General features: G+C 67.8%; 24 protein-coding genes. 17 read left to right on the plus strand and 7 right to left on the minus strand.

What is annotated here, in order from left to right:
• Positions 1 to 15: 15 nt before the first annotated feature.
• Both IEY60_RS33035 and eccCb read left to right on the plus strand, forming a co-directional pair.
• Positions 16 to 387, plus strand: coding sequence for a hypothetical protein (locus IEY60_RS33035; RefSeq protein WP_189034458.1), 372 nt, complete (start codon positions 16 to 18; stop codon positions 385 to 387).
• Positions 380 to 4,705, plus strand: coding sequence for a type VII secretion protein EccCb (eccCb, locus tag IEY60_RS33040; protein ID WP_189034459.1), 4,326 nt, complete (start codon positions 380 to 382; stop codon positions 4,703 to 4,705). The genes IEY60_RS33035 and eccCb overlap by 8 nt, the downstream gene beginning before the upstream one ends.
• A gap of 3 nt (positions 4,706 to 4,708) precedes the next feature.
• Here eccCb and IEY60_RS33045 read toward each other — a convergent pair whose 3' ends face one another.
• Positions 4,709 to 5,470 carry an FAD-binding oxidoreductase gene (locus tag IEY60_RS33045; RefSeq protein WP_189034460.1) on the minus strand — a complete coding sequence of 254 codons (762 nt, stop codon included), beginning with the start codon at positions 5,468 to 5,470 and terminating at the stop codon, positions 4,709 to 4,711.
• Between the two features lie 31 nt (positions 5,471 to 5,501).
• On the minus strand, positions 5,502 to 6,662 hold the full coding sequence (locus IEY60_RS33050) for an FAD-binding oxidoreductase (RefSeq protein WP_189034461.1): 1,161 nt from the start codon (positions 6,660 to 6,662) through the stop codon (positions 5,502 to 5,504).
• Positions 6,663 to 6,964: 302 nt separating this feature from the next.
• Here IEY60_RS33050 and IEY60_RS33055 point away from each other — a divergent pair, with 302 nt between their 5' ends.
• Positions 6,965 to 7,261, plus strand: coding sequence for a type II toxin-antitoxin system Phd/YefM family antitoxin (locus IEY60_RS33055; protein ID WP_189034462.1), 297 nt, complete (start codon positions 6,965 to 6,967; stop codon positions 7,259 to 7,261).
• Positions 7,258 to 7,683 carry a type II toxin-antitoxin system VapC family toxin gene (locus tag IEY60_RS33060; RefSeq protein ID WP_189034463.1) on the plus strand — a complete coding sequence of 142 codons (426 nt, stop codon included), beginning with the start codon at positions 7,258 to 7,260 and terminating at the stop codon, positions 7,681 to 7,683. The genes IEY60_RS33055 and IEY60_RS33060 overlap by 4 nt, the downstream gene beginning before the upstream one ends.
• A gap of 54 nt (positions 7,684 to 7,737) precedes the next feature.
• On the opposite strand, the gene IEY60_RS33065 is transcribed toward IEY60_RS33060, so the two are convergent.
• Positions 7,738 to 8,013: a hypothetical protein gene (locus tag IEY60_RS33065; protein ID WP_189034464.1), complete on the minus strand. Its 276-nt coding sequence runs from the start codon at positions 8,011 to 8,013 to the stop codon at positions 7,738 to 7,740.
• 212 nt (positions 8,014 to 8,225) lie between these two features.
• The gene (locus IEY60_RS33070) at positions 8,226 to 8,660 is read right to left on the minus strand and encodes a MarR family winged helix-turn-helix transcriptional regulator (protein WP_189034465.1); all 435 of its coding nucleotides are present in this window, start codon (positions 8,658 to 8,660) and stop codon (positions 8,226 to 8,228) included.
• A gap of 69 nt (positions 8,661 to 8,729) precedes the next feature.
• Here IEY60_RS33070 and IEY60_RS33075 point away from each other — a divergent pair, with 69 nt between their 5' ends.
• Positions 8,730 to 9,338: a maleylpyruvate isomerase family mycothiol-dependent enzyme gene (locus IEY60_RS33075; protein ID WP_189034466.1), complete on the plus strand. Its 609-nt coding sequence runs from the start codon at positions 8,730 to 8,732 to the stop codon at positions 9,336 to 9,338.
• A 1-nt stretch (position 9,339) separates the two neighbouring features.
• Here the strand turns inward: IEY60_RS33075 and IEY60_RS33080 are convergent, their stop codons facing one another.
• Positions 9,340 to 9,705, minus strand: a complete 366-nt coding sequence (locus IEY60_RS33080; RefSeq protein ID WP_189034467.1) for a hypothetical protein — start codon at positions 9,703 to 9,705, stop codon at positions 9,340 to 9,342.
• 88 nt (positions 9,706 to 9,793) lie between these two features.
• Between IEY60_RS33080 and IEY60_RS33085 the strand changes: the two genes are divergently transcribed.
• From IEY60_RS33085 to IEY60_RS33100, 4 genes are read left to right on the plus strand one after another with little or no spacing between them, the layout of a single operon-like run.
• Complete coding sequence (locus IEY60_RS33085; protein WP_189034468.1) at positions 9,794 to 10,318, plus strand: DUF3558 domain-containing protein; 525 nt, start codon at positions 9,794 to 9,796, stop codon at positions 10,316 to 10,318.
• Positions 10,319 to 10,331: 13 nt separating this feature from the next.
• Complete coding sequence (locus tag IEY60_RS33090) at positions 10,332 to 10,709, plus strand: hypothetical protein (protein ID WP_189034469.1); 378 nt, start codon at positions 10,332 to 10,334, stop codon at positions 10,707 to 10,709.
• Positions 10,710 to 12,041, plus strand: coding sequence for a hypothetical protein (locus IEY60_RS33095; RefSeq protein WP_189034470.1), 1,332 nt, complete (start codon positions 10,710 to 10,712; stop codon positions 12,039 to 12,041). It abuts the gene before it with no gap.
• A 34-nt stretch (positions 12,042 to 12,075) separates the two neighbouring features.
• Positions 12,076 to 12,834 (plus strand): ESX secretion-associated protein EspG, encoded by a 759-nt coding sequence (locus IEY60_RS33100; protein WP_189034471.1) that lies wholly within the window; start codon positions 12,076 to 12,078, stop codon positions 12,832 to 12,834.
• Positions 12,835 to 12,903: 69 nt separating this feature from the next.
• Here IEY60_RS33100 and IEY60_RS33105 read toward each other — a convergent pair whose 3' ends face one another.
• Positions 12,904 to 13,893: an NADP-dependent oxidoreductase gene (locus tag IEY60_RS33105; protein WP_189034472.1), complete on the minus strand. Its 990-nt coding sequence runs from the start codon at positions 13,891 to 13,893 to the stop codon at positions 12,904 to 12,906.
• Between the two features lie 252 nt (positions 13,894 to 14,145).
• On the opposite strand from IEY60_RS33105, the gene clpB reads away from it, so the two are divergent.
• The 8 genes from clpB (at position 14,146) to IEY60_RS33145 (ending at position 23,039) form a co-directional block, all read left to right on the plus strand.
• Entirely contained in the window at positions 14,146 to 16,719 is a 2,574-nt protein-coding gene (gene clpB, locus IEY60_RS33110; protein WP_189034473.1) for an ATP-dependent chaperone ClpB, read from the plus strand.
• Between the two features lie 62 nt (positions 16,720 to 16,781).
• Entirely contained in the window at positions 16,782 to 17,564 is a 783-nt protein-coding gene (locus IEY60_RS33115) for a DUF5666 domain-containing protein (protein WP_189034474.1), read from the plus strand.
• A 67-nt stretch (positions 17,565 to 17,631) separates the two neighbouring features.
• Entirely contained in the window at positions 17,632 to 18,762 is a 1,131-nt protein-coding gene (locus tag IEY60_RS33120) for a TtfA family protein (RefSeq protein WP_229740336.1), read from the plus strand.
• Positions 18,763 to 18,773: 11 nt separating this feature from the next.
• A complete protein-coding gene (locus tag IEY60_RS33125; RefSeq protein ID WP_505829623.1) occupies positions 18,774 to 19,565 on the plus strand; it encodes an SDR family NAD(P)-dependent oxidoreductase in 792 nt (263 codons plus the stop codon).
• Between the two features lie 76 nt (positions 19,566 to 19,641).
• Entirely contained in the window at positions 19,642 to 20,205 is a 564-nt protein-coding gene (gene pyrE / locus IEY60_RS33130; RefSeq protein ID WP_189034475.1) for an orotate phosphoribosyltransferase, read from the plus strand.
• 68 nt (positions 20,206 to 20,273) lie between these two features.
• Positions 20,274 to 21,332: a beta-ketoacyl-ACP synthase 3 gene (locus IEY60_RS33135; protein WP_189034476.1), complete on the plus strand. Its 1,059-nt coding sequence runs from the start codon at positions 20,274 to 20,276 to the stop codon at positions 21,330 to 21,332.
• A gap of 1 nt (position 21,333) precedes the next feature.
• The gene (locus tag IEY60_RS33140; protein ID WP_189034477.1) at positions 21,334 to 22,032 is read left to right on the plus strand and encodes a lysoplasmalogenase; all 699 of its coding nucleotides are present in this window, start codon (positions 21,334 to 21,336) and stop codon (positions 22,030 to 22,032) included.
• Between the two features lie 68 nt (positions 22,033 to 22,100).
• Positions 22,101 to 23,039, plus strand: coding sequence for an alpha/beta fold hydrolase (locus IEY60_RS33145; protein WP_189034478.1), 939 nt, complete (start codon positions 22,101 to 22,103; stop codon positions 23,037 to 23,039).
• Position 23,040: 1 nt separating this feature from the next.
• On the opposite strand, the gene IEY60_RS33150 is transcribed toward IEY60_RS33145, so the two are convergent.
• The gene (locus IEY60_RS33150) at positions 23,041 to 23,487 is read right to left on the minus strand and encodes a hypothetical protein (RefSeq protein ID WP_189034479.1); all 447 of its coding nucleotides are present in this window, start codon (positions 23,485 to 23,487) and stop codon (positions 23,041 to 23,043) included.
• Positions 23,488 to 23,490: the final 3 nt, after the last annotated feature.

Consider the following 23,490-nt stretch of genomic DNA (forward strand, 5'->3'; position numbering starts at 1 on the left):
AGGGAGGGCGGATCGATGGATGACGTTGTGCTGGTGATCAATTCCGGGGGACGTCGTGATGCCGAGTGGCTGGACGAGGTGACCGGCGAGCTACACACCGACCTGTCCGAGATCGGTGGACTACAGGTCAGCCGCGTGACGACAGCCGCGGCGGACGGCCAGAAATCCGGCGCGGTCGAGCAGATCGGCCAGTTGCTCGTGTCCAGCGGGGCGATCGGTGCCGTGGTGTGGTCGATTCGGGATGTCAGCCTCAAGTTCCTCGAGCGAACCAAGGCGGATTCGATCACGATCAAGAAGGGTGACCGCGAGGTGACCATCGTCCGGCCGGGCCTGGCCCAGGTCGACAATGCCATCGAGAAGTTCGGCGACCTGCTGGCAGATGAGTAGTCCGACCGGACGGCGAATCGCGCTCTTCGTAGCGAACGACACCTACCACTTCGACGGTTTGTCGCGGCTCTACGCACCGATCTCGGACGCGGAGCAACTCCGGGAACTGTTGCGCGACCCCGAGATCGGCGGCTTCCGGCCGACCGAGCTGCTGATCAACGAGTCCAAGGCCGAGATCGAGCGCAGCATCGAGCGGGTCTTCCGCGGCGCCGAACCGGACGACGTCATCCTGTTCTATTTCTCCGGTCACGGACTGCGCACCCGCCAGAATCTGTATCTGGCTGTCGGCAATACCGATCCACAGCTGCTGAGCAGCACGGCGGTGTCCTCGACGTTCATCCGCGAGCTGATCCGGGAATCCGCGGCGGCGGCGAAGATCATCGTGCTCGACTGCTGCTACAGCGGCGCGTTTCTCGGCTCCGAGGTGATGAAGTCCGCACCGACCATCGACGATGTCGCCCAGCAACTCGCGGCGGGCGACGGGATCTGCGTGCTGACCGCGTCGAGCGCGGTGGAGACCGCGGCCGAGGGCCGTGCCGACGGTGACTCGGCACCGCTGTCGGTGTTCACCTCGGCGCTGGTGAAGGGAATCGGCACCGGTCAGGCCGACAACGGCAGCGGCCTGATCGGCACCCACGATCTGTGGACATTCGTGCATGCCGATGTCCGCAGCCGGACGACCAGGCAGACGCCGAACCACTACGGGGTCTTCAAGGACGAGGTCTATATAGCCCGGGTCCGGCGGCGGCAATCGAGCCTCATCGAGGTCGGCGATCGAGTGCAGCTCGGGTCGCTCGTCGGGCGGCTCGAACAGACGCCCGACAGTGGACTGCGGGCGGCGAACTGGTGGGGGACCGGCCGATTGAAGGTTCCCATCGGGCAGGAGCGGCGCACCGACGGCGTGCCGGGCGAAACGGTGTGGCTGGATCTGGCGGGCGCGGATCGCAACCTCTTCATCGTCGGCCGCGCGGGCTCGGGCAAGAGCACTCTGCTGCGGACGCTCACCGGATCATTGGCGCTGACCCATTCACCTGACGAGGTGAAACTGTATGTGCTCGAATCCAGCAACCGCCTCGGTTCGATGAGCGCGTTGCCCCATATCGCGAGCGCGGTGGGCGACGACGAACTGGACAAGGTCGGCGCGGTACTCGACCGGGTGACCGCCGAGATCCGGAGCCGCAAAAGGCTGTATCGGGAAACGGGCATCGATTCACCGGGCAGTCTGCGTGCCGCGCGACCGTCGTTGGCCGGTCCGGTGCCCGATGTCTTCCTGGTCATCGACCGGCTGGGCGACTTCCGCGAGCAGATCCCCGGGTTCGACGGGCGGATCAAGCAGATCGCGAGCGCGGGCCCGGAGTACGGCGTCCACCTGGTGGTGACCGCACGCGACTGGAACGAGGCGCCCGGCGACCTGGTCGACTTGCTGACGGCCCATGTCGAATTGCGCTTGCACCGCCCCGCCGATTCGCGTCTGCACCCGGAGCGCGCCGCCCGCCTTCCCGACGGGCCGGGATGGGCGCTGTTCGGGGAGCGTCCGTTCCGGGTCGCCATGCCTGATCTGCGTGAGTTGCAGCCGGAGTTGCTGAGCGCGGTGGAAATCTCCGATGGTGCTGCCGAATTGGTCGATCTGGTGCGCGGATACCAGCAGGAGCTCGCGCTCGACGGCCTCGGCCGGTCTCCGCTGGACGGCGAGGTGGACTTCACCGAACTGCTCGGCATCGGTTCCGGTCAGGACTTCGACGTCGATGAGATGTGGCGGACCAGGCACGACCGCGACCGGCTGCGGGTGCCGATCGGGCTCACCGCCACCGGCGATGTCGTCCGATTGGATCTCAAGGAGGCGGCCCAGAACGGCATGGGCCCGCACGGACTGTGTATCGGCGCTACCGGTTCCGGGAAATCGGAGTTCCTGCGCACCTTGATCCTCGCCTTGGTCACCACCCATTCCCCGGATGCGCTGAATCTGGTCCTGGTCGACTTCAAAGGTGGCGCGGCCTTTTCCGGCCTGGAATCGCTGCCGCATGTGTCGACCGTCATCGCCAACGTGGAACAAGATCTGTCCCTGGTGGACCGGCTCCAGGACACGCTGGCCGGCGAGCTGAAACGCAGGCAGGAGATACTCCGGGCGACGGGGAAATTCGCCGAGGTATCCGACTACGAGCGAGCCCGCGCGGCGGGTATGCAGGCGGAGCCGCTGCCCGCGTTGTTGATCGTGGTCGACGAGTACTCGGAGCTGCTCGCCCAGAAACCGGACTTCATCGAGCTGTTCGTGATGATCGGCCGGCTCGGACGTTCGCTGCACGTGCACCTACTGCTCGCCTCGCACCGGTTCGAGGAGGACAAGGTGCGCGGACTGGAACGACATCTGTCCTACCGGGTCGTGCTGCGCACGTTTTCCGCCGCCGAGTCGAGGGCCGTCATCGGCACCGCCGACGCCTACCATCTGGCCAGCGATCCCGGCTCCGGCTATCTGAAGGTCGATGCTTCCGATCCGCTGCGGTTCAAGTCGGCCTATGTGAGCCGGTCGGAACGGGTCGGCCCCGGCGCGAGCACGGGGAGTGTCGAGCAGCGCACGGTGCTGGAAGCGGTGGTGTCGAGGATCCGCGGGCACGGCAAGCCGGCGTATCCGCTGTGGGTGCCTCCGCTGGACGCATCCCCGACGCTGGATCAGCTGTTGCCCGAGCAGGATTGGCGGTCGACCGTGCAGCGGCCGGGCCGGTTGCGGATGCCCATCGGAGTGATCGACAAGCCATCCGAGCATCGTCGCGAAGTGCTGACGATCGATCTCTCCAGTGCCAAGGGTCATGTCGCCGTGGTGGGCGGTCCGCGCGCGGGCAAGTCGACGACCTTGCAGACGATCGTGCTGGCCGCGGCGGTGACGCACAGTCCGGAGCAGGTGCAGTTCTACTGCCTGGATTTCGGCGGCGGCGGTCTCATGAGGTTGGCTCGGGTGCCGCATGTGGGTTCGGTGGCAGGCCGTTTAGACGGTGATCGGGTACGTCGCACGATCGCCGAGCTGACGACGTTGCTGCGCAGGCGCGAGCAGCGGTTCGCCGAACTGGGCATCGAGTCGATAGTGGAGTATCGGCGCCGGAATTTCGCCGCGTCCGAGGCAACGGATTCGTCACCACCGGACAGGTTCGGCGACGTCGTCCTGGTCATCGACGGCTGGCGGGCGGTCGGTGAAGAGTTCGATGTGCTCGAGCCGCAGATCAACGCCATTGCCACCCAGGGGCTGTCCTACGGTATCCACCTGATGATCAGCGCGTCGCGATGGCCGGAGATCCGGCCGATGATCCGGGATCAGATCGGCACCAGGATCGAATTGCGATTGGGCGACCCGTCCGATTCTGAGATCAATCGCCGTGTCGCGCAGCAGGTTCCGGAGGAACGGCCGGGACGTGGGATCACCGCCGATCACCTGCACATGCTGATCGCGTTGCCACGCTTGGATTCCGACTCCGATCCGGCGACCCTCAGCGAGGGACTCGGCGAGGCAGCGGCGGAGCTCAGCGCGCTGTACGGGCGGCGCCGTGCTCCCGAGGTGCGGACGTTGCCGCTGGAATTCAGCCGGGAAACGTTGCCTGCGCTCGCGGCGGAGCACGGTATCTCGATGGGCCCGACGAAGGTGGTCGTCGGGCTCTGCGAATCCGAGTTGCAGCCACTGGTGCTCGATTTCGCGGCCGAGCCGCACTTCATGGCCTTCGCGGACGCAGCGCATGGCAAGACCACACTCCTGCGAAATATCATCACCGGCATCGTCGAGAATGCGAGCCCGGCGGAGGCGCAGGTGGTGCTGATCGACTACCGGCGCGGCATGCTCGGCGAGTTCGCGAATGGTCTGGCGGGGTATTCCACCTCATCGCAGACGACGGCTCCGATGATTGCGGAGGTGGCGAAAACCCTGGCGGGGCGCATCCCCGGGCCCGGCATCACCGCGCAGCAGCTGCGGGAGCGCGCCTGGTGGTCAGGGCCGGAAATCTACCTCGTGGTCGATGACTACGATTTGGTCTCCCCCGGTTCGGGAGCGAATCCGTTCCTGCCACTGGTGGAGTATTTTCCGCAGGCCCGCGATGTCGGACTGCATTTCATCGTCGCCCGCCGCACGAGTGGTGTCTCGCGGGCACTGTACGACCCCGTCCTCGGCGCATTGCGGAACCTCTCCGTCGAAACGCTGGTGATGAGCGGCCCCCGCGACGAGGGAAAAGTCATCGGCGACGTCCGGCCGATGAAACTCCCCCCTGGTCGCGGCATCCTGGCATCGCGCACCCGGGAGCAGGAAATGGTTCAGATAGCGAATCTGCCCGCGCCGCAGTGAAGCTCAGGCTCCCTCGGCGGTGATGTTCGCCGGGGGAGTGCCGGACGCGACGAGCTTGTCCACCGTGGCCCGCACCATCGCCGGCGAACCGCAGACCAGCACCTGATGCTGGTCGAACGGGCCGTGGGCGGCGGCCACGTCGGCGAGGGTGCCGTGCAGCATCTCCGTCGGGGCGAAGCCGATGTCGACGCGTGTCTGCTCGTGCCATTCGTCGCGGATCGACGGGTCGTCAGGACTCTCGACCACCGGAATCACTGTCAGCCAGGGCAATTCGCCGGACAGCAGGAACAGCATGTCCGAGGCGTAGAGGTCGCGCGGGGAACGGCCGCCGTAGAACAGGTAGGTGCGCGGCGGGTTCTCGCGCCGGGCCAGGTCGAGGATCTGCGCGCGCAGCGGCGCCAGACCGGTGCCGCCCGCGATCATCACGACCTCGGCGGCCTCGGGATCGATGTGGAAAACGCTGTGCGGCGCGTTGATTCGCCACTGATCGCCGGGCTGGGTGTCGGCCACGATCGAACTCGAGCACCAGCCACCGGGCACGATGCGCACGTGGAACTCCAGCTTGCCGTCGAGCGAAGGCGGCAGCGCGGGGGAGAGCCTGCGCCGCACGCCCGGATGCTGCGGCACCTCCACCTCGACCGACCCGCCCGCCGCGAACGGCACGAAATCACCGATCAGCCGGATCACAGCGAGGTCGTTGCGCAGGCGGTGATGACCGACAACGGTCGCCGTCCAGCCGGTATCGGGAAACTCGCTGCTGCTCATCGGTCTCTTTCACGAAGGGCGGGAAGGGTTCTCAGCCGACCGGGTCGGCGGCGATGATCTCGGGCGGGGTGCCTGCCCTGATCAAGGCGCGGCGGGTGTCGGCGATCATCCGGGGCGAACCGGCGATCTGGATCTGGCGGTCGGACCACGCGCCGAAGCTGGTGACCACCGCACCCAGATTACCGACGAGACGACGGTACATACCCGTCGACGGGGACGGCGGCGCCTGCGGATACCACCAGGGATCGTCGCGTTCCTCGCACACCGGCACCACGGTCAGCCACGGGTTGGACTGCGAGAGCTGCCACATGTTGTCCACGTCGTAGAGGTCGCCGGGGTAGTGGCCGCCGGTGAAGAAATGCACCCGCGGGTTGATGCCGCGCTGGCTCATCTCGATCAGCTGCGCGCGCAGCGGCGCGATCCCGGTGCCCGAGCCGATGAGCAGCACATCGCGCCCCGACTCCCGGTCGATGTGCAGGCCGCCGAGCGGACCGGCGATCTTCCACCGGTCACCGACCTTGGTGTCGTTGACGATCGCCGGGCTCACCCAGCCACCGCTGATCCGGCGCACATGGAATTCGATCTCACCGTAGGGATTGGCCGGGATCGCGGGGGAGAGGTAGCGCCACATGTTCGGCCGCTGCGGCACCTGCACGGGCACGTACTGGCCCGCCTTGAAAGGGATCGGGCCGTCGGCCTGCAACCGCACGATCGCCAGGTCGTCGAGCACCCTGCGGTGCCCGACCACCGTCGCGCCCCAGAACGGCTGCGACTTGTCCTCGTTGGCGCCGATCGCCATCGACGCGGAGACGAGGATGGTGATGTCGCTCCAGCCCTCGTGCAGTTCCCTGGTCCAGCGGTTGCCGTGGAAGGTGCGCAGCGCCGAGAGCAGCGCCCGGCCCGCCATGTCGTAGTGGTCGGCCTCGACCCCGTATTTCCGGTGATCGCGGGCCAGTTGCTCGAGGAACTTCTGCGCGCGCTCGAAGTCCTCCAGATTGTCCAGGACATACTGCAGCGCCGTCACGAGACGCTTGGGCATCATGTCCATGGCGGGTGGGAAAAGCTCCCGTAACGCCGGGTTCTGCGCGAACAGGTGACCGTAGAAAGCGCTGATCAGCCGCTCAGGACCACCGGGTGTCTCCGACACCCCGCGGAAATCGGCGCGGACCAGCGCAAGCGAACGCGCATCCACGTCGTCAAGCTCCCTTTCCCTGGAATTGCTGCAATGTGGCCCCGCCTCGGAGCGGGCGCCGTCTCAAGTATCCCCCGAAACCTGCCGCTGGGTGCAGGGATGCTCGTCACGGTCCATTCGCCGGACGGATCGTAAGCCCTCGATCGCGCCTTGGTGCGCTGTCGTCGTCATCGATATGCGTCGGTGATCTTGGACGGGGTCGCTGACGAGTCGGCGATGACGGTGACCCCTGGCGGTCGCGCCGTGTCCTCGCTACTCTCGATTATGACCAGAGTAGTCAAAATTCGGGGGAGGTGTCGGTGATGGCCCGTAAGGACGGTGAACGGTCGTTCGATGTCGCGTGGCCGCTGGCCGATGCCAAAGCCAGGTTCTCGGAGTTGATCGACACGGTGGAAAGGGAGGGTCCGCAGGTGATCAGCAAGCATGGACGTGAGGTCGCCGTGATCGTTCCGGTCGAGCAGTGGCGCCGCGCAACCGCGCGCACCGGCACCCTGGCCGAGTTCTTCGCCGCATCCCCGCTGGCCGAATTGACCGACGATGAGCTGCGGCTCTTCGATCGCGAGCACAGTGACCCGGCCCACCGAGCTGTCGAGCTGTGAACTACCTGCTCGACACCAACGCCATATCGGAGCTGGTGAAGCCCCGCCCCGACCGGGGACTACTGAGCTGGCTGGCCGAGATCGACGAAAGCCGAACCCACCTGAGTGTGGTGACAATGGGCGAACTACGCAGGGGAATAGACCGTTTGCCCGACGGGAAACGCCGGTCTCGGCTCGAACGCTGGCTCGGCGAGGAGCTCCCGGCGCGATTCGAGCGCAGACTGCTGCCTGCGGATGTGAACGTCGCGCTCGAGTGGGGCGCCTGCCGGGCGAGCGCGGACCGCGCAGGCCGCCCGATCGACCCGCTCGACGCGCTCATCGCGGCGACAGCGATCACCCACCGCCTGACGGTGGTAACCCGCAACGTCCGGCATTTCCAGGCCGTCGACGTTCCGGTCATCTGCCCTTGGGATGGCCACTAGAACTCCTTTCCGGCCCGCGTCGGAATCGACGCACGGCTGGCTGGACCATGTCCGTCAGAGGCGGACCAGGACGAGGAAGGTGAACAGGTAGCCGTAGACGGCCGTGCCGCCGACCAACGACCAGCCGAAGACCGCGACCCGGGGTGCTTTGGCATGGATGAACCCGGCGACCGCGAGAGCCGGCAACGGTGCCAAGACGAGGGCGTTCACCATCCAGTGACCGATGTCGGGGATCTTCACCAGGACCCCAGTCCACAACATCACGCCGAGGACGACCCCGACAACTGCTTGCATCCCGACTACAAGCATCTCGCCGGCTGTCCTGCTCACGTATCGACCATTTCCGACGTACCCCACGAACCCAGACAGCCTGCGGGGAGGGAATGCTGGAGCCCTCCCCGCAGGCTACCGAAACGTCCACTGGTCGTGCGGGATTGATCAGGTTCTCGCCACCTGACCCATGCTGAGCGCCGTCGGTGGACTTCGAAGTGGGCCCCTCAAACCTCACCACCGTCATCGAACTGGCAGGGAATCGGCGGCCGCTACCGGTAAGGATCGGTGATCTCGCGCAAGCTGGTAAGGGCGTTGCGCAGATCGCGGGCGGCGCGGGGGCCGAGATGGGCGACCCACTCCGATTCCACCTGCGCCGCAGCCCTATTCGCTATGTCAACCGCTCGCTGTCCCCGCACCGCCGGCCGCAACAGCCGGGCCCGGCCGTCGGTCGGGTCGGGCTCCCGCTTCAGGTATCCGGCGCGCACGAGCTGGTCGACGAGCACTCCCGCAGTCTGCTTGGTGATCTGTGCCTGCGCGGCGAGGTCGGTCAGCCGCGACCCCTCGGGCCCGATCCGCGCGACCAACCGCGCCTGCGCCGGCGTCAGGTCGTCGAACCCGCCCTCGGCCAGCGCGACGAGCACCCGCCGCTCCATCTCCCGATAGGGAACGAAGAGCAGAACCCCGAGGTTGAGCGCGTCGTCCATCTCACTCCTTGATTCGGTCAGTTTCACTGACTATATTAGTCAGAAAGGCTGACGAGTTGGAGGCCGACCATGGATGTCGATCAGCACTGGCGGATCATTGCCGAGCAGCGCCGCGCGATCGCGCACCTGCTCACCGCCCTCACCCCGCAAGAGCTGGACAGCCCTTCACTCTGCGAAGGCTGGCGCATCCGCGACGTCGCCGCCCACGTAGCGCTCGCCCCACAACCACCCGGCCCCCTCGGCATGCTCCGCGAAGCCGCCCGCGCCCGCGGCAGCTTCCACCGCCTCAACCACGACATCGCCGTCCGCCACGCCGACGCCACCCCCGACCCCGCCGCCGACCTCTCCGCCGTCGCAGACTCCCGCCGCCTCCCCGCGGTCACCAACTACCGCAACATCCACTACGACGTCATCGTCCACGCCCAGGACATCGCCCGCCCGCTCGGCCACACCATCCCGGTCGACCCCACCGCGTCAGCCGTTGCCGCCCAACGGGTCTGGACCATGGGCTGGCCCTTCTGGGCCAAACGCCGCCTCCGCGGCATCACCCTGGTCGCCGAAGACTCCACTTGGACAGCAGGTTCCGGCCCCGAGGTCCGCGGCACCACCCTCGACCTCCTCCTACTCCTCACCGGCCGCCCATCCACCGTCACCGGCCCCGGCCTCGCCCACCTCTGATTCAGCCGACAACCAACCGCACCGCCGCCTGCCGCGCGTCCTCGCCGACCTCCCCGATCTCGAAGTTCTTGCCGACGATGTGCTGGACCAGCGCCGGCTCCGGCGGCACGCCGTACTTGCGCAGGTAGTGCGGGACGGCGCCCGGCCACACGAACACCCCGTCGGTGTGGAAGTTCATCGGCACATCCCGAACCTGCGCGTCGAAGTCGTCGGCCGCGTAGCTGCGGGCGCTCAAAACCACCGGTGCGTGCGCGAGATAGGACAGGACACGATCTCGGATCTGTGGGTCGACGGCAGGACGATTCACCACCGGTTTGCCCTCGGGATCGTGCCCGTCGAACGGTGCGGAAAGTCGAAGTTCGCTCATTGTCGACCAAGCTACGCAGCCGGGGCCGACCGTCGTTTACCGTGCTAATGTCCCTGGTCAGAGCGGCGGACGGCTGGAAGGGGCGGGGATGAAACGCGCAGGTACAGCAGTGGTGGTGGCCGGCTTGGCGGTGGTCGGGCTGGTCGGGTGCGGTTCGGGGGAGACGTCGTCGAAGGGGGCGACCACTACGGCGAAGCCGGTGCTGTGGAATCCGTGTACTGAGATTCCGGATGATGCGTTGCGGGCCGCGGGGGTGGATCCGGCGACCGAGGAGAAGGGGGTCGCGGGGGTTCCACAGTCAGGGTGGGAGATCTGTGGATGGTCCGGTCCCCAGTACTCGCTGACCGTTTACACGACCAACAAGAGTGTGGCTCAGTTCGAGGAAAAGCCTGGCAACGTCGATTTTCGCGACGTGGCCATTGCTGGTCGCTCAGGGCGCGAGTTCCGGGTCGCAGGGGCATCGAAGCAGCTCGACTGCAATGTGGTGTTTCCCGCCTCTCAGGGTGTGGTCCAGTTGCAGGTCCTTGGCTCTGCGTTGATCGACAATCTCGGGGATCCGTGCCAACACCTTGCGAATGCGGGCGAGGTGCTCGTTCCCACGTTCCCGAAGTAGCCAGGGGGTTCAAATGTCTGGGTCGAACGCGTACTCCCAACTTCTCGCTCAGGCTAAGGCCGGAGAGGTCTACCTCAACAACGAGGCAGCGGCGTATCACATGTTCAAGGCATGCGACCAGCGTCTGTTGGATCTCCGCGAGATCCGAAACGCGGCGGTCAGAGCACAAGCGGTCAGCGGATTCGGCGATTTCCAGATGGGCAAGGACCTCGAGAAGAAGTTCCTCCTTCAGGCGACCGGAGATGACAACTCGATCGACGCCGTCATCCTCAAAGACATCGAAGCCGTCAAGCAACTGCGCGAAGTCTTCTCCATCTCCTTCAAACGCCTCACCGGCCAGGACATCGAAACCGCCAACGCCCTCGACTACACCACCGAGCAGGTGCAGTAGATGCAACCCAACATCGCAGGACTCGACCTTCTCGGCGGCCTCCGCGACTTCGTCCTGTCCCCGTTCTCCGACGACGACGGCGAGCTCGATGCCTCCGATATCTCCGACATCCAGAATCGGTACAACGACCAGCGCGCGACGAACCGTCAGAAGGCCGCCGAGCTCGGTTTCGACGGTGAGTACCGCCCCAACATGGTGACGAAAACCGATGCCTTCGAGGGCAGCGTGGCCCAGCTGCGCGCCAAAGTCGACAAGATCGACCTCGACGCCGTCAACGATCTGATCAGCGCGTGGAACGAGATCTCGACCCGCAACAGCACCTCGCTCGACGAGTTCCGCAAGCAGATCGCACGCGGCATGGCCCCCGATGTGTGGTCCGGTGCCGCCGCAACCGCGGCAGCGGAAACCGTTGCGGCATACGACGCTACGGGCAAGAAGGTCACCACCGCTGCCGCGCTCACCAGAAGCAAGCTGGACGAACTGCGCACCGGTCTCGAACCGACGAAGCGCCTCGTCCCCTTCGAGCCCGAGCATCGCAGTGGCCTGGACAACTTCGGCGGCCTCTTCACCGGCCGCGCGTGGCGCAATGACAATGTCGCACAAGAGAATGCGCGGGTCGAGGCGGTGCGCGTGCTGAAAACCGTCTATGCCCCGGTGATTCACGAATCCGATACCAAGGTTCCGGTCATTCCCATCCCGAAGACCGTCGAAAACAGCGGCGGCGATCCTGGTGTCAACGGTGGCCCGACGACACCCATCTCGAACAACCCGAATACGTCGACGCCGGTCACCGATCAACCAGCGACGAACCCCGCGGCCGCGACGCCCGCACCGAACACCCCGTCCGACGACGACACCATCGACGACACGACCGACGACACGACCGACGACGCGACGGCCGACGATGATTCGACGACCGACGACGACGCGACCACGCCCCAATCGACCGATCCCGCGGCGACCACACCGACATCGGCGACCCCGAGTCCGACCAATCCGGGTTCGGGATCACCATCCGGATCACCCGGCGGCGGTGCGGGCGCTCCTGGATCCGGCTCCCCGAGCTCCCCTGCCCCCGGTAGCGCGGTCCCCGGCGCCGGCGCGACCACGGGCACCACCGCAGCGGGCGGTCGGGCAGCGGGTGCGGGCAGCGGCGCAGCGGGCCGGGCCGGCATGCCGGGTATGGGCGCCCCCGGCGCCAGAGGCGGCGGCAAGGACGACGAATCCACCAAGGGCATCCCCGACTACCTGATCACACAGGAACACGGTGACGAACTCACCGGTCTGGACAACGTGCCCAAGATGGTGCCGCCGGTCATCGGCGCCGACTGAATCGTGAAACCCGATGGAACAGAGTAGATCTCCCGTGCGTACCTGGCATCTCACCGCTCTAGACTTCCGCACTCTGTGGGAGGCGGCAGGCCGCGATGTCCTCCCGTACCCCCTGCATCATCGCCATACCGACGTCGAATCCCAGGCCGAGGTCCTTCGGCTCCGGAGCAAAGCCGCCGAGAACATGATGGCCGAATTCGACAGCGACCTCGACGCGGCCATGGCCGCCCTGCTGGCCCCGCACGCCCGAGTCGAGGTAGCAGGCGCCACCGGCCGCACGAGAACGATCCGCGCGCACGGTGGTACCCGAGACACCTACGCCGCCTTGGCTATCCAGGCGCCCGGCGACGAATCCGACCCGGGCGATGTCACCCTCCACCTGATGGCCCCCGACGCCCTGGCCGCGGCAGTCCTGTCCACCCTCCCCAAAGTCGGCCCCGGCAAGGGCCGCGAAATCAAAGTCACCGCAGCCGAACTCGCCGCCCCCCGCCCCCACGTCCGCGACCCGTGGAACCCCACCCCCCGAGAACAACTCGAAACCTTCCTCGCCAAACCCACCGACACCCTCACCCACATCGGTGTCTATGCCCACGCCAGCGTCGACAACCGCCACACCGAAGGCCGCGACGACTTCCAACTCCACGACCTCACCGGCGACGGCCGCTACGTCTTCTACGGCGAAACCACTTTCATCGCCAAACCCACCACCCCCACCCGCCTCCAGGCGACCCTCACCTCAATCCTCACCACCACCGCCACCAAGGCGCGCCAAGGCGCCTACCGCTCCCGCTGACCGGGTCCCGGCAACGACGATCCTGTCGTAGGAAGGTGGTGTCCGGAATCCCATGGTCAACGGAGCGAATCAGATTGCGAGGACGGTCTTTCCGCGGGCGCTTCCCGCGCCGAGGACGGCGGGGGCGGCTTCCAGGGGGACTGTTGCTTCGACCGGGACGACCACGTCGCCGGCGGCGACTCGGGTGAGGAGGCGGGTCAGTTCTGGGCCGCGGCCTTTGGATTCGAAGTTGCCGCCGGTGATGTCGCGTTCACGCAACGAGTTTTCGTCGGCGGCCCAGGTGGTGGAGTAGGCGCGGCCGCCGGGGCGGACGAGGGTGGCGTGGGAGGCGAAGTCGGCGGGACCGCTGATCACGTCGAAGAGGACGTCTATGCCGTCGGGGTGGGTGAAGCGGACGGCGCCGGTGACGCTGGAGTCGCGGTAGGCGGCCGCGTCGGGGTCGACGACGTCGGGGTCGGCGGGGCGGGTTTTGGTGTAGTCGATCGTTTCCGCGGCGCCGAGGCGGGCGACCTGGTCGGCGGCGTCACCGCGGGCGGTGGCGATCACGTGGCCGCCCGCGATATTGGCCAGCTGGACGAGGAAGGATCCGACGCCGCCGGTCGCGCCGACGATCAGGACCGTCTGGCCGGGCTGGATCTTGGCGGTGTCGACGAGGTCCTGGGCGGTGACGCCGGCGACGGGGAGCGCGGCCGCGGCCACCGAGGTGACGCCGTCGGGGATCGGCACCAGGGTCGCGTCCTCGGGCAGCGTCGCGTACTGGGCCCAGCTGCCGTGGCCCGCGGGCGCGGTGAGGAACTTGCCGACCACCCGGTCGCCGACGGCGAACGAGCGCACGCCAGGCCCGATCGCCGAGATCGTGCCGGCGCCGTCCACCCCGAGGATCATCGGGAAATCGGTGGGCATCTTGCCCTCGAGGATGCCGTCGGCCATCTTCAGGTCGAACGGGTTGACTCCCGCCGCGTCCAGCGCGACCTGCACCTCACCTGATCCCGGCTCCGGCACCGGCACGTCGGCCAGCTCAGGGGTGGCGCCGAACTTCTGAACCACGATCGCGCGCATATGTCTCCTGTGTCTGTGGAGCCGGGTGGTCGTCGAGCGCGCCGCGAAACGGGTTGCGGCAGATCGAGCATCTCGTTGCGCAATCTTAGGTGGGCAGGGCTGCGACGTGCGGTGATTGATCGTCTTCGGTGGTGTCGCGGCGTAGCGTGAACACCGATTCCGGCGTCCACCGGGAAAAGTTGGAGTTGAGCGGAACAGACTCAACTTTGTGCGCGTTGAACCAGTCGATACCGGACACACCCAAGGAGACCTGTGGACTCGTTCAATCCCACCACCAAGACACAGGCGGCGCTGACCGCCGCCCTTCAGGCCGCCTCGGCGGCAGGCAATCCGGAGATCCGTCCGGCGCACTTGCTGGTGGCGTTGCTGGATCAGACCGATGGCATCGCCGCCCCGCTGCTGAAGGCCATCGGAGTCGACCCGGCGACAGTCGAGCGCGAGGCGGGCGACATCGCCGACCGGCTGCCGCGCGCGACCGGCGCGACCACCACACCGCAGCTCGGCCGCGAGGCGCTGGCCGCGCTCACCGCCGCCCAGCGGCTGGCCACCGAGCTCGGCGACGAGTACGTCTCGACCGAGAATCTGCTGGTCGGGCTCGCCGACGGCGACTCCGAGATCGCCAAGCTGCTGCGCAGGCACGGCGCGAGCCCCGAGGCGCTGCGCGATGCCTTCGCCACGGTGCGCGGCAGCGCGCGGGTCACCAGCCCGGAGCCCGAAGCCACCTACCAGGCGCTGGAGAAGTACTCCACCGACCTCACCGAGTTCGCCCGCGCGGGCAAGCTCGACCCGGTCATCGGCCGTGACACCGAGATCCGCCGGGTGGTGCAGGTGCTCTCGCGCCGCACCAAGAACAACCCGGTGCTCATCGGCGAGCCCGGCGTCGGCAAGACCGCCATCGTCGAGGGTCTGGCGCGCCGCATCATCGAAGGCGACGTGCCGGAATCGTTGCGCAACAAGAAGGTCATCTCGCTCGACCTCGGCGCGATGGTCGCCGGCGCGAAGTATCGCGGTGAGTTCGAGGAGCGGCTCAAGGCCGTGCTCGACGACATCAAGAACAGCGCGGGCGAGATCATCACCTTCATCGACGAGCTGCACACCATCGTCGGCGCGGGCGGCACCGGAGATTCCGCGATGGACGCGGGCAACATGATCAAGCCGCTGCTCGCCCGTGGTGAGCTGCGCCTGGTCGGCGCGACCACGCTCGACGAGTACCGCAAGTACATCGAGAAGGACGCCGCCCTGGAGCGCCGGTTCCAGCAGGTCATCGTCGGCGAGCCGTCGGTGGCCGACACCATCGGCATCCTGCGCGGCATCAAGGAGCGCTACGAGGTGCACCACGGCGTGCGGATCACCGATTCCGCGCTGGTGGCGGCCGCGACGTTGTCCGACCGCTACATCACCTCCCGGTTCCTGCCCGACAAGGCGATCGACCTGATCGACGAGTCGGCCGCGCGGCTGCGCATGGAAATCGACTCGCGGCCGGTCGAGATCGACGAGGTCGAGCGGGCCGTGCGGCGGCTGGAGATCGAAGAGGTCGCGTTGGAGAAGGAGACCGACGAGGCCTCCAAGCAGCGGCTGGAGAAGCTGCGCTCCGAGCTCGCCGACGATCGCGAGAAGCTCAGCCACCTCACCACCCGCTGGCAGAACGAGAAGAACGCGATCGACTCGGTGCGCGGCCTGAAAGAGCAGCTCGAAGCGTTGCGCGGCGAGTCCGAGCGCGCCGAGCGCGACGGTGACCTCGGCAAGGCGGCCGAGCTGCGCTACGGCCGGATCCCCGCGCTGGAGAAGGAGCTCGCCGCGGCCGAGCAGGTCAGCGGTGCGGCGCCGGACGGTGACGTGATGCTGAACGAGGAGGTCACGCCCGACGACATCGCCGACGTCGTGTCGTCGTGGACCGGCGTGCCGGTCGGCCGGATGCTCGAAGGCGAGACCGCGAAGCTGCTGCGGATGGAGACCGAGGTCGCCGGACGTGTCGTCGGTCAGGAAGAGGCTGTGCGGGCCGTGTCGGACGCGGTGCGCCGGGCGCGAGCCGGGGTCGCCGACCCGAACCGGCCGACGGGCTCGTTCATGTTCGTCGGACCGACCGGTGTGGGTAAGACGGAGCTGGCGAAATCGCTGGCCGACTTCCTGTTCGCCGACGAACGCGCCATGGTCCGCATCGATATGAGTGAGTACAGCGAGAAGCACTCGGTGGCTCGCCTGGTCGGTGCTCCGCCCGGCTATGTCGGCTACGACCAGGGCGGACAGCTCACCGAGGCGGTGCGCAGGCGTCCGTATTCGGTGGTGCTGTTCGACGAGATCGAGAAGGCGCACCCGGACGTCTTCGACATCCTGCTGCAGGTCCTCGACGAGGGCAGGCTGACCGACAGCCAGGGCCGCACGGTCGACTTCCGCAACACCATCCTCATCCTCACCTCCAACCTCGGCGCCGGTGGCGACAAGGAGCAGGTGATGGAGGCGGTGCGCAGGGCGTTCAAGCCGGAGTTCCTCAACCGGCTCGACGACGTGGTGATGTTCCACGCGCTCGACGCCGAGCAGCTGGAATCGATCGTCGACATCAATCTGCGGCAGCTGCAGAAGCGGCTCGCGCAGCGGCGGCTGACGCTCGATGTCACCGACGAGGCCAAGAAGTGGCTGGCGGTGCGCGGCTACGACCCGGCCTACGGCGCGCGGCCGTTGCGCAGGCTGATCCAGCAGGCCATCGGCGACAGCCTGGCCAAGGAACTGCTCTCCGGCGCGGTCACCGACGGCGACACGGTGCGCGTGAGCGTAGACGACGCCACCGACAAGCTGGTCGTCGGACGCGAAGTTGTCCCCAGCTCGTGAAATATCCACAGCGCGGTGCGTAGGGACCTCCCAACGCACCGCGCTGTCCTACGCTGGAGCTCATGACGAACCCGAACGATCCGTGGGGGCAACGCCCGGAGGATTCGCCGACCGAACGGCTGGGTTCGCCGGGCGTGGATTCGACCAAGCCGTATGGCGGAGGCGGGTTCGACGAGTGGGGGCAGCCGTCGAACCCGACGCAGGCGTTGCCGCCGCACGACGCGCAATGGGGTGCCTACGAAAGTGGTTATCCCGCAGCGCAACCACCACCGCACCAACCGCCTCCCGGCTACGACCAGGGCTATCCGGGTGCGCCGCCGCCGGGCTACCCGCCCCGTCTGCAGGACGGTGACCAGGGCGAACCGCCCAAGCGGAACACCGGATTGTGGATCGCGCTCGGCCTGGGCGTCCTCGCGTTGATCGCGGTCGGCGGCGTGCTGGCCGGCCTGGTCCTCGGCGGTGGCGAGTCCGACGACAACACGGCCGCGGCGCCGACGACCACCCAGCTCCTGGTGCCGCCGACAGGTAGACAGACGACTCCGGTCGTACCACCGACCGCGAGCGGCCTGCCCGGGCTGCCCGGTCTCGGCGGTGGCGACGATCTCGGCGCGACGATGGGCAGCATCACCGCAAACACCGGCACCGAGATCAGCATGAGCACCCTCGGCGGGTCGACGGTTCGGGTGCTGATCGACGATGCCACCCAAGTGATCTCGCTGACCAGCACGAAGGCGAGCGAGCTGCCCGTCGGCGACATGGTTATGGTGCAGGGCGACAAGAACCCCGACGGGTCGATCCACGCCAAGATCATCATCAGTACGGCGTTACCAAGCGGCCCCCGATGAGCGACCCGCGCGTCGAAAGCCCGCACTGCCGGGCAATCACGGCGACGGCTGGATAGGCTAGGCGACGATGACGGCTATGTGGTTCGGATTGGCGGCGATCGCACTCGTGGGTGCGGTCGTACTGCTCTATTTCGATCGGGTCCAGCGACAGCGGACCGGGCACGCGCGCCAGGTCTGGGCGAAGTCCCAGGGCTATACCTACGTCTCGGTCGAGCCCGCGCTCGCCTCGACGTGGCGTCGTGGCGCGCTGGCCAAGCTCGGCTATCTCTCCGCGGTCGACGTCGTCTCCGGCATCCGCAAGGGCGAGAAGTTCGTGCTCTTCGACCTGGAAGACGCGGCGACCCTGGTAGCGGTGCGCCGCCAGATCGGCTCCGAGATCGACGTCGACATGCGGCTCAAGACCGCGTCGCCGCCGAAGGACCACGATCTGGAACTGCTCGGCGCGATCGGCGACCGGGTCGTGTTCGCGACCGATCCCGAGATCGCCAGGCACGCGGTCGATCAGCGGATGGTCGGGTTCATCGAGTCGCTCTCGGACACCGTGCAGATGCTGTGGAGTGAGGGCAACTGGACCCTCGGCATGCTGCCCGTCGGCAGCGGACCCAAGGACTGGGAGACCGCGATCGACGCGGTGCTTCGCTTGTCCGGCCTGCTGCATGTGCTGCCGCCGGTGGCCGAGCCGAGCGAATACACCCGTCCCCGCAGCAATGCCGACGAGCCGCTGGGCGCGGGCTTCCGCGCCGAGTACGACGAGGATCTCGACGACGACCGCGCCGCCGCCGGATTCGGGCGCCCGGCCGCCGGTGATTTCGACGAGCCGGGCCGCGCCCGCTTCCCGGGACCCGACGACGACCGCTACGGACCCGGTGACAAGCCGCACGGCAGCCGTGGCCCGGCCGTCCAAGCCCCCGAACCGGACGACTCCGAGTACGGCCGTCGCGCGCCCGCGGGCCGACCGCAGGCCTACACCGGCGACGACTACGACCCCGACCTCGACGATCCCGACTTCGAGGACCAGCCCGCCCCGGGCCGCCGTCCGCTCGGTGAGCCGCCGAAGCGGCCGTCGCTGGCGGTCGTCCCGGAACCGCGTCCGCGCGCCGAAGCGCCCGCATCGCGTGACGAGGACGCCGACTCGGATCAGCCAGGTGGACCGTTCCACCCCGGTTTCCGTCCGTACCAGGGGCCAGTACCGAAGTGACGGACAGCCCGCTGCGCCTGCCCGGCTCGCATCGCCCCGTCGCCATGATCACCGGACCGACGTCCGGGATCGGGCAGGGCTTCGCCCATCGTCTCGCCTCGCTCGGCTACGACCTGGTGCTCGTCGCCAGGAACGAGGAACGTCTGCGCGCGCTCGCCGACGAGCTCGGCCGCCGCTACGCCACCTCCACCGAGGTGCTCGCCGCCGACCTCGCCGATGACGACGACCGCGCCCGCGTCGCCGAGCGGGCCGCCCAGGGGCTCGAATTCCTGGTCAACAATGCCGGTTTCGCGCATTCGGGGGAGTTCTGGACCCTGGAGCCCGCCGAACTGCAGGCTCAGCTCGACGTCAACGTCACCTCGGTGCTGCAACTGACCAGGGCCGCGTTGCCGCCGATGATCGCCGCGGCCACCGGGTCGATCGTGAATGTGGCCAGCGTCGCCGGACTGATCCCCGGACGGGGGTCGACCTACTCGGCGTCCAAGGCCTACGTCGTATCCTTCTCGGAAGGGTTGGCGGGTGGATTGGCGGGCACCGGTGTCCGCATCCAGGCGCTGTGCCCCGGGTTCGTGCACACCGAGTTCCACGAGCGGGCCGGCATCGAGATGAGTTCGCTGCCCAAGCGACTGTGGCTCGACGTCGACCAGGTCGTCGACGGGTGCCTGCATGACTTGGACGCGGGGCGGGTGATCAGCGTGCCGGGCGTGCAGTACAAGGTGCTCACCGCGGTGGCGGGCTTCGTCCCGCGGACCCTGGTGGCCCGCATGAATCGCGGACTCTTCAATGCGCGCGGACGGACCTAGGGCATGAGCGTCGGGCCCGGACGCGGCGCGTAGCGTAACCATAGGCCCGGATCATGACCGAAAGGACACGCAAACGATGATCGACCAGGCACGTCAGGCGCTCACCGAGGCAGACCGCGACCAGCTGGCCGCGCTCGTGCGCGAGCTCGCGGTCGTGCACGGCAAGGTGACGTTGTCCTCGGGCAAGGAGGCCGACTACTACGTCGACCTGCGCCGCGCGACGCTGCACCACCAGGCCGGCCCGCTGATCGGTTCGCTGCTGCGCGAGCTGGTCGCCGACTGGGACTTCGACGCCGTCGGCGGGCTCACCATGGGCGCCGATCCGGTCGCGATGGCCGTGATGCACGCGGCGGGCCGCCCGATCGACGCGTTCGTGGTTCGCAAGGCGGCCAAGGCGCACGGCATGCAGCGCCAGATCGAGGGCCCCGACATCGTCGGCAAGCGCGTGCTGGTCGTCGAGGACACCACCACCACCGGCAATTCACCGCTCACCGCGGTGCGCGCGCTGCGTGAAGCGGGCGCGATCGTGGTCGGCGTCGCTACCGTTGTCGACCGGGAAACCGGCGCTGACCAGGTCATCGCCGCCGAGGGGCTGGAGTATCGATCCATCCTCGGTCTCGATGACCTTGCTCTGAGTTAGCCTGAACAACGGTAAACCTGGATGACGATGTGGTCGTCCGGAAAGTCTGAAGGACGTGTGAGTCACCTGTGGTGAGCATTGCAGTAAACAAGAATCGTGACAACGTTGCGATGCTCGGGATCGGTGCGTACCGACCGCAGCGCATCGTCAGCAATGCCGAGGTGTGTGAACAACTCGACTCCACGCCCGAGTGGATCTTCGACCGCACAGGAATCCATAACCGCCGCTGGATCAGCGGCGACGAGACGATCCGGTCGATCGCGGTGGCCGCGGGTGACCGCGCGCTGAAGAACACCCCGATCGAGCGCACGAAGATCGGCGCGGTCATCCTGTGCACGTCGAGCTGGCTCAAGCTCACCCCGCACGGCGCCCCGTCGGTGGCCTCCGACCTCGGTCTCAACGGTGTCGCCGCTTTCGACCTCACCTCCGGCTGCGGTGGCTTCGGCTACGGCCTCGGTGTCGCCGCCGACCTGATCCGGGCCGGTTCGTTCGACTACATCCTGGTGATCGGCGCGGAGACGATGACTGTCGGCCTCGACCCCACCGATCGCGGCACCGCGATGATCTTCGGCGACGGCGCGGGCGCCGTCGTCGTCGGCCCGGCCGAGGAGAACGGCATCTCCCCGACGGTGTGGGGCAGCGACGGCGAGAACGCCGAGGCCATCGCCCAGGACGTCGACTTCCTCGCCTACATGAACAAGGCCCAGGCGATGCAGGGCATTGACCCGGCGGTCGAGCCGGTCGGCCGGATGTCGCTGCACATGGAGGGCCCGAAGGTCTTCCGCTGGGCCGCGGTGACGCTGCCGCGCGCGCTGTCGGCGGCGCTGGACGCCTCCGGTGTGGCCAAGGAGGACATCGAGGTGTTCATCCCGCACCAGGCCAACGCGCGGATCAACGAGCTGATGAAGAAGAACCTCGGCCTGGCCGAGGACATCCCGATGGCCAACGACATCGAGAACACCGGCAACACCTCGGCCGCCTCGATCCCGCTGGCGATGGAGGAAATGCTGGTCACCGGCAAGGCCAAGGGTGGTCAGGTGGCGCTGCTGCTCGGCTTCGGTGCCGGGCTGAGCTACGCGGGCCAGGTCGTCATCCTGCCGCCCGCGCCGAAAGAGACGAGCTTCTGACGTGCGTCCGTTGCGCGCCGGCTATCTCGCGGCGGCGGCGGTCACCGTCTTCGGTGCCGTCACCGGCCGGGACCGGCTTCAATGGCTGACCAAGCCGCTGCTGATGCCGCTGCTGGCGGCCGACACCGTCACCAGCGGCGTCGAGCTCGATCCGGCCGAGCGCCGGATCCTGCTCGGCTCGCTGGCCGCGGCCACCGTCGGTGACGTGCTGCTCATCGACCCCGACGACGACCGGCGGCTGATCGCGGGCGCGTCCTCGTTCGCGGTCATGCAGACCGGTTACTCGCTGCTGTGGTGGCGCCGCGGCGCCCGGCCGCGCGCCGCGATCGCCGCGCCCCGGCTGGTGGCGTGGGTCGGTGCGGCCGGTCTGCTGCGCGCGAAGGCGCCGGTCCTCGCGATACCGCTGACCGCCTATGGCGCCACCCTCGGCACCGCGGCGACGCTGGCATCGGATCCCGCGCTGGCACCGGGGGCGAAAAACATTGCCGGACTGAACATCCCGAACAGCGACCCGCGCAGCAGGCTCGGCATCGGCGCCCTGCTGTTCACGGTGTCCGACGGCCTGATCGTCCTGCGCCGCCTCTTCGCCCGCGACGACCGCACCCGCCGGATCAGCGAGGGCGTCATCCTCGCTACCTACGCAGCCGCGCAGTACCTGCTCACGGATCCCGAGGTGGCCGGGCCGTCGCGCGGAGCCTGATACTCCCTGTCACACAGCGCTTACGTGGGTGTTCTGCACGCGCAACACCCGCCGCGCACGCTTCGAAGATGACCGGGCAGGTGCAGTTCATCGAGGTGCACGGCTATCGCCGCGCGTTCCGGATGGCTGGTTCGGGGCCGCCTTTGCTGCTCATTCACGGCATCTCCGACAGCTCAGGCACCTGGGCGCCGGTGTTCGACGGGCTGGCCGAGCACTACACCGTGCTCGCGCCGGATCTGCTCGGTCACGGTGAATCGGACAAGCCGCGCGCCGACTACGCCGTGGCGGCCTACGCCAACGGGATGCGTGATCTGCTCAGCGTGCTCGGGATCGAACGGGTCACTCTGGTTGGACACTCGCTCGGCGGCGGGATCGTGATGCAGTTCGCCTACCAGTTCCCGGAGCGGGTGGAACGGCTCGCGCTGGTCTGCCCGGCCGGGATGGGCGCGGGTGTACACCCGGTCTTCCGGCTGGCGACGATGCCCGGCGCCGGACCCGGCCTGATGGCGTTGACCAGCTGGCCGGTGCGCACCGTCGTGCGGGCATCGATTCCGGTCGTGGACGGCATCGGCGGGCTGGGTCTCGGACCGGACGCCGACTATGTGCTGCGGCTCTACAGTCGGCTGTCCGACACCGCAGCGCGCAACGCGTTCCTGCGCACCATCCGCGCGGCCGCCGATCGGCGCGGCCAGTCCATCACCATGCTCGACCGCGGCTACCTGGCCGCGCATCTGCCGACGCTGATCATCGGCGGCACCCGCGACACCGTCATCCCCTCCGACCACGCCGAACTCGCCCATCGCGCCTTCCCGGGCTCCATGCTGGAGATCTTCGAAGGCGCGGGCCACTTCCCACACCACTACGACCCGGACCGCTTCGTGAAGCTGATCCGCGCGTTCATCGACAGCACCCAACCGGCCGTCTTCGATCCACAACGCTGGCAGCGAACCCTGCGCCGCGGCAAGCCGATCGTCGCCCTGCCTTCCTTGGACGCGGCCCCCGGCTGAGTCAGAGTACGAGAATGATGCGGTCGCGGTCGGCCGGATCGACGCGGATCGGGATGGTTTGCCCGATGGCCATGCGTGGCTTGTCCACCGGCATCACGTCGACCACGATCTTGCCGTGATAGCTGTCGGACCCCGGCACGGTCAGCTCGACATCGAGTTCGGTGAGTTCGCTGGAATGGTCGGTGCGGGTCAGCGGCCGCACGCCGTCGATGCGCGCCCAGCCCTCCAGGCCGTGTTTGCGCAGCTGGCGGTCGGCTTTGGTCGGCATCGAGGCGATCGCCATGGCGATGCCGGCGGCGGCGCCGAACAGCCCGACCATGATGAAGACCTGATAGGGCAGCGTCCCCGGCGGTGTGTGCGGCGCGAGCCAGCCGAGCCACACCGCGAGCGCGACCAGATACATCGCGACAACCAAGGTCAGCGCTTGCAGAATGCGCGTGTGCTCCATACC

Origin of the sequence: Nocardia rhizosphaerihabitans, assembly GCF_014646295.1 — a bacterium.
Taxonomy (GTDB): Bacteria; Actinomycetota; Actinomycetes; order Mycobacteriales; family Mycobacteriaceae; genus Nocardia; species Nocardia rhizosphaerihabitans.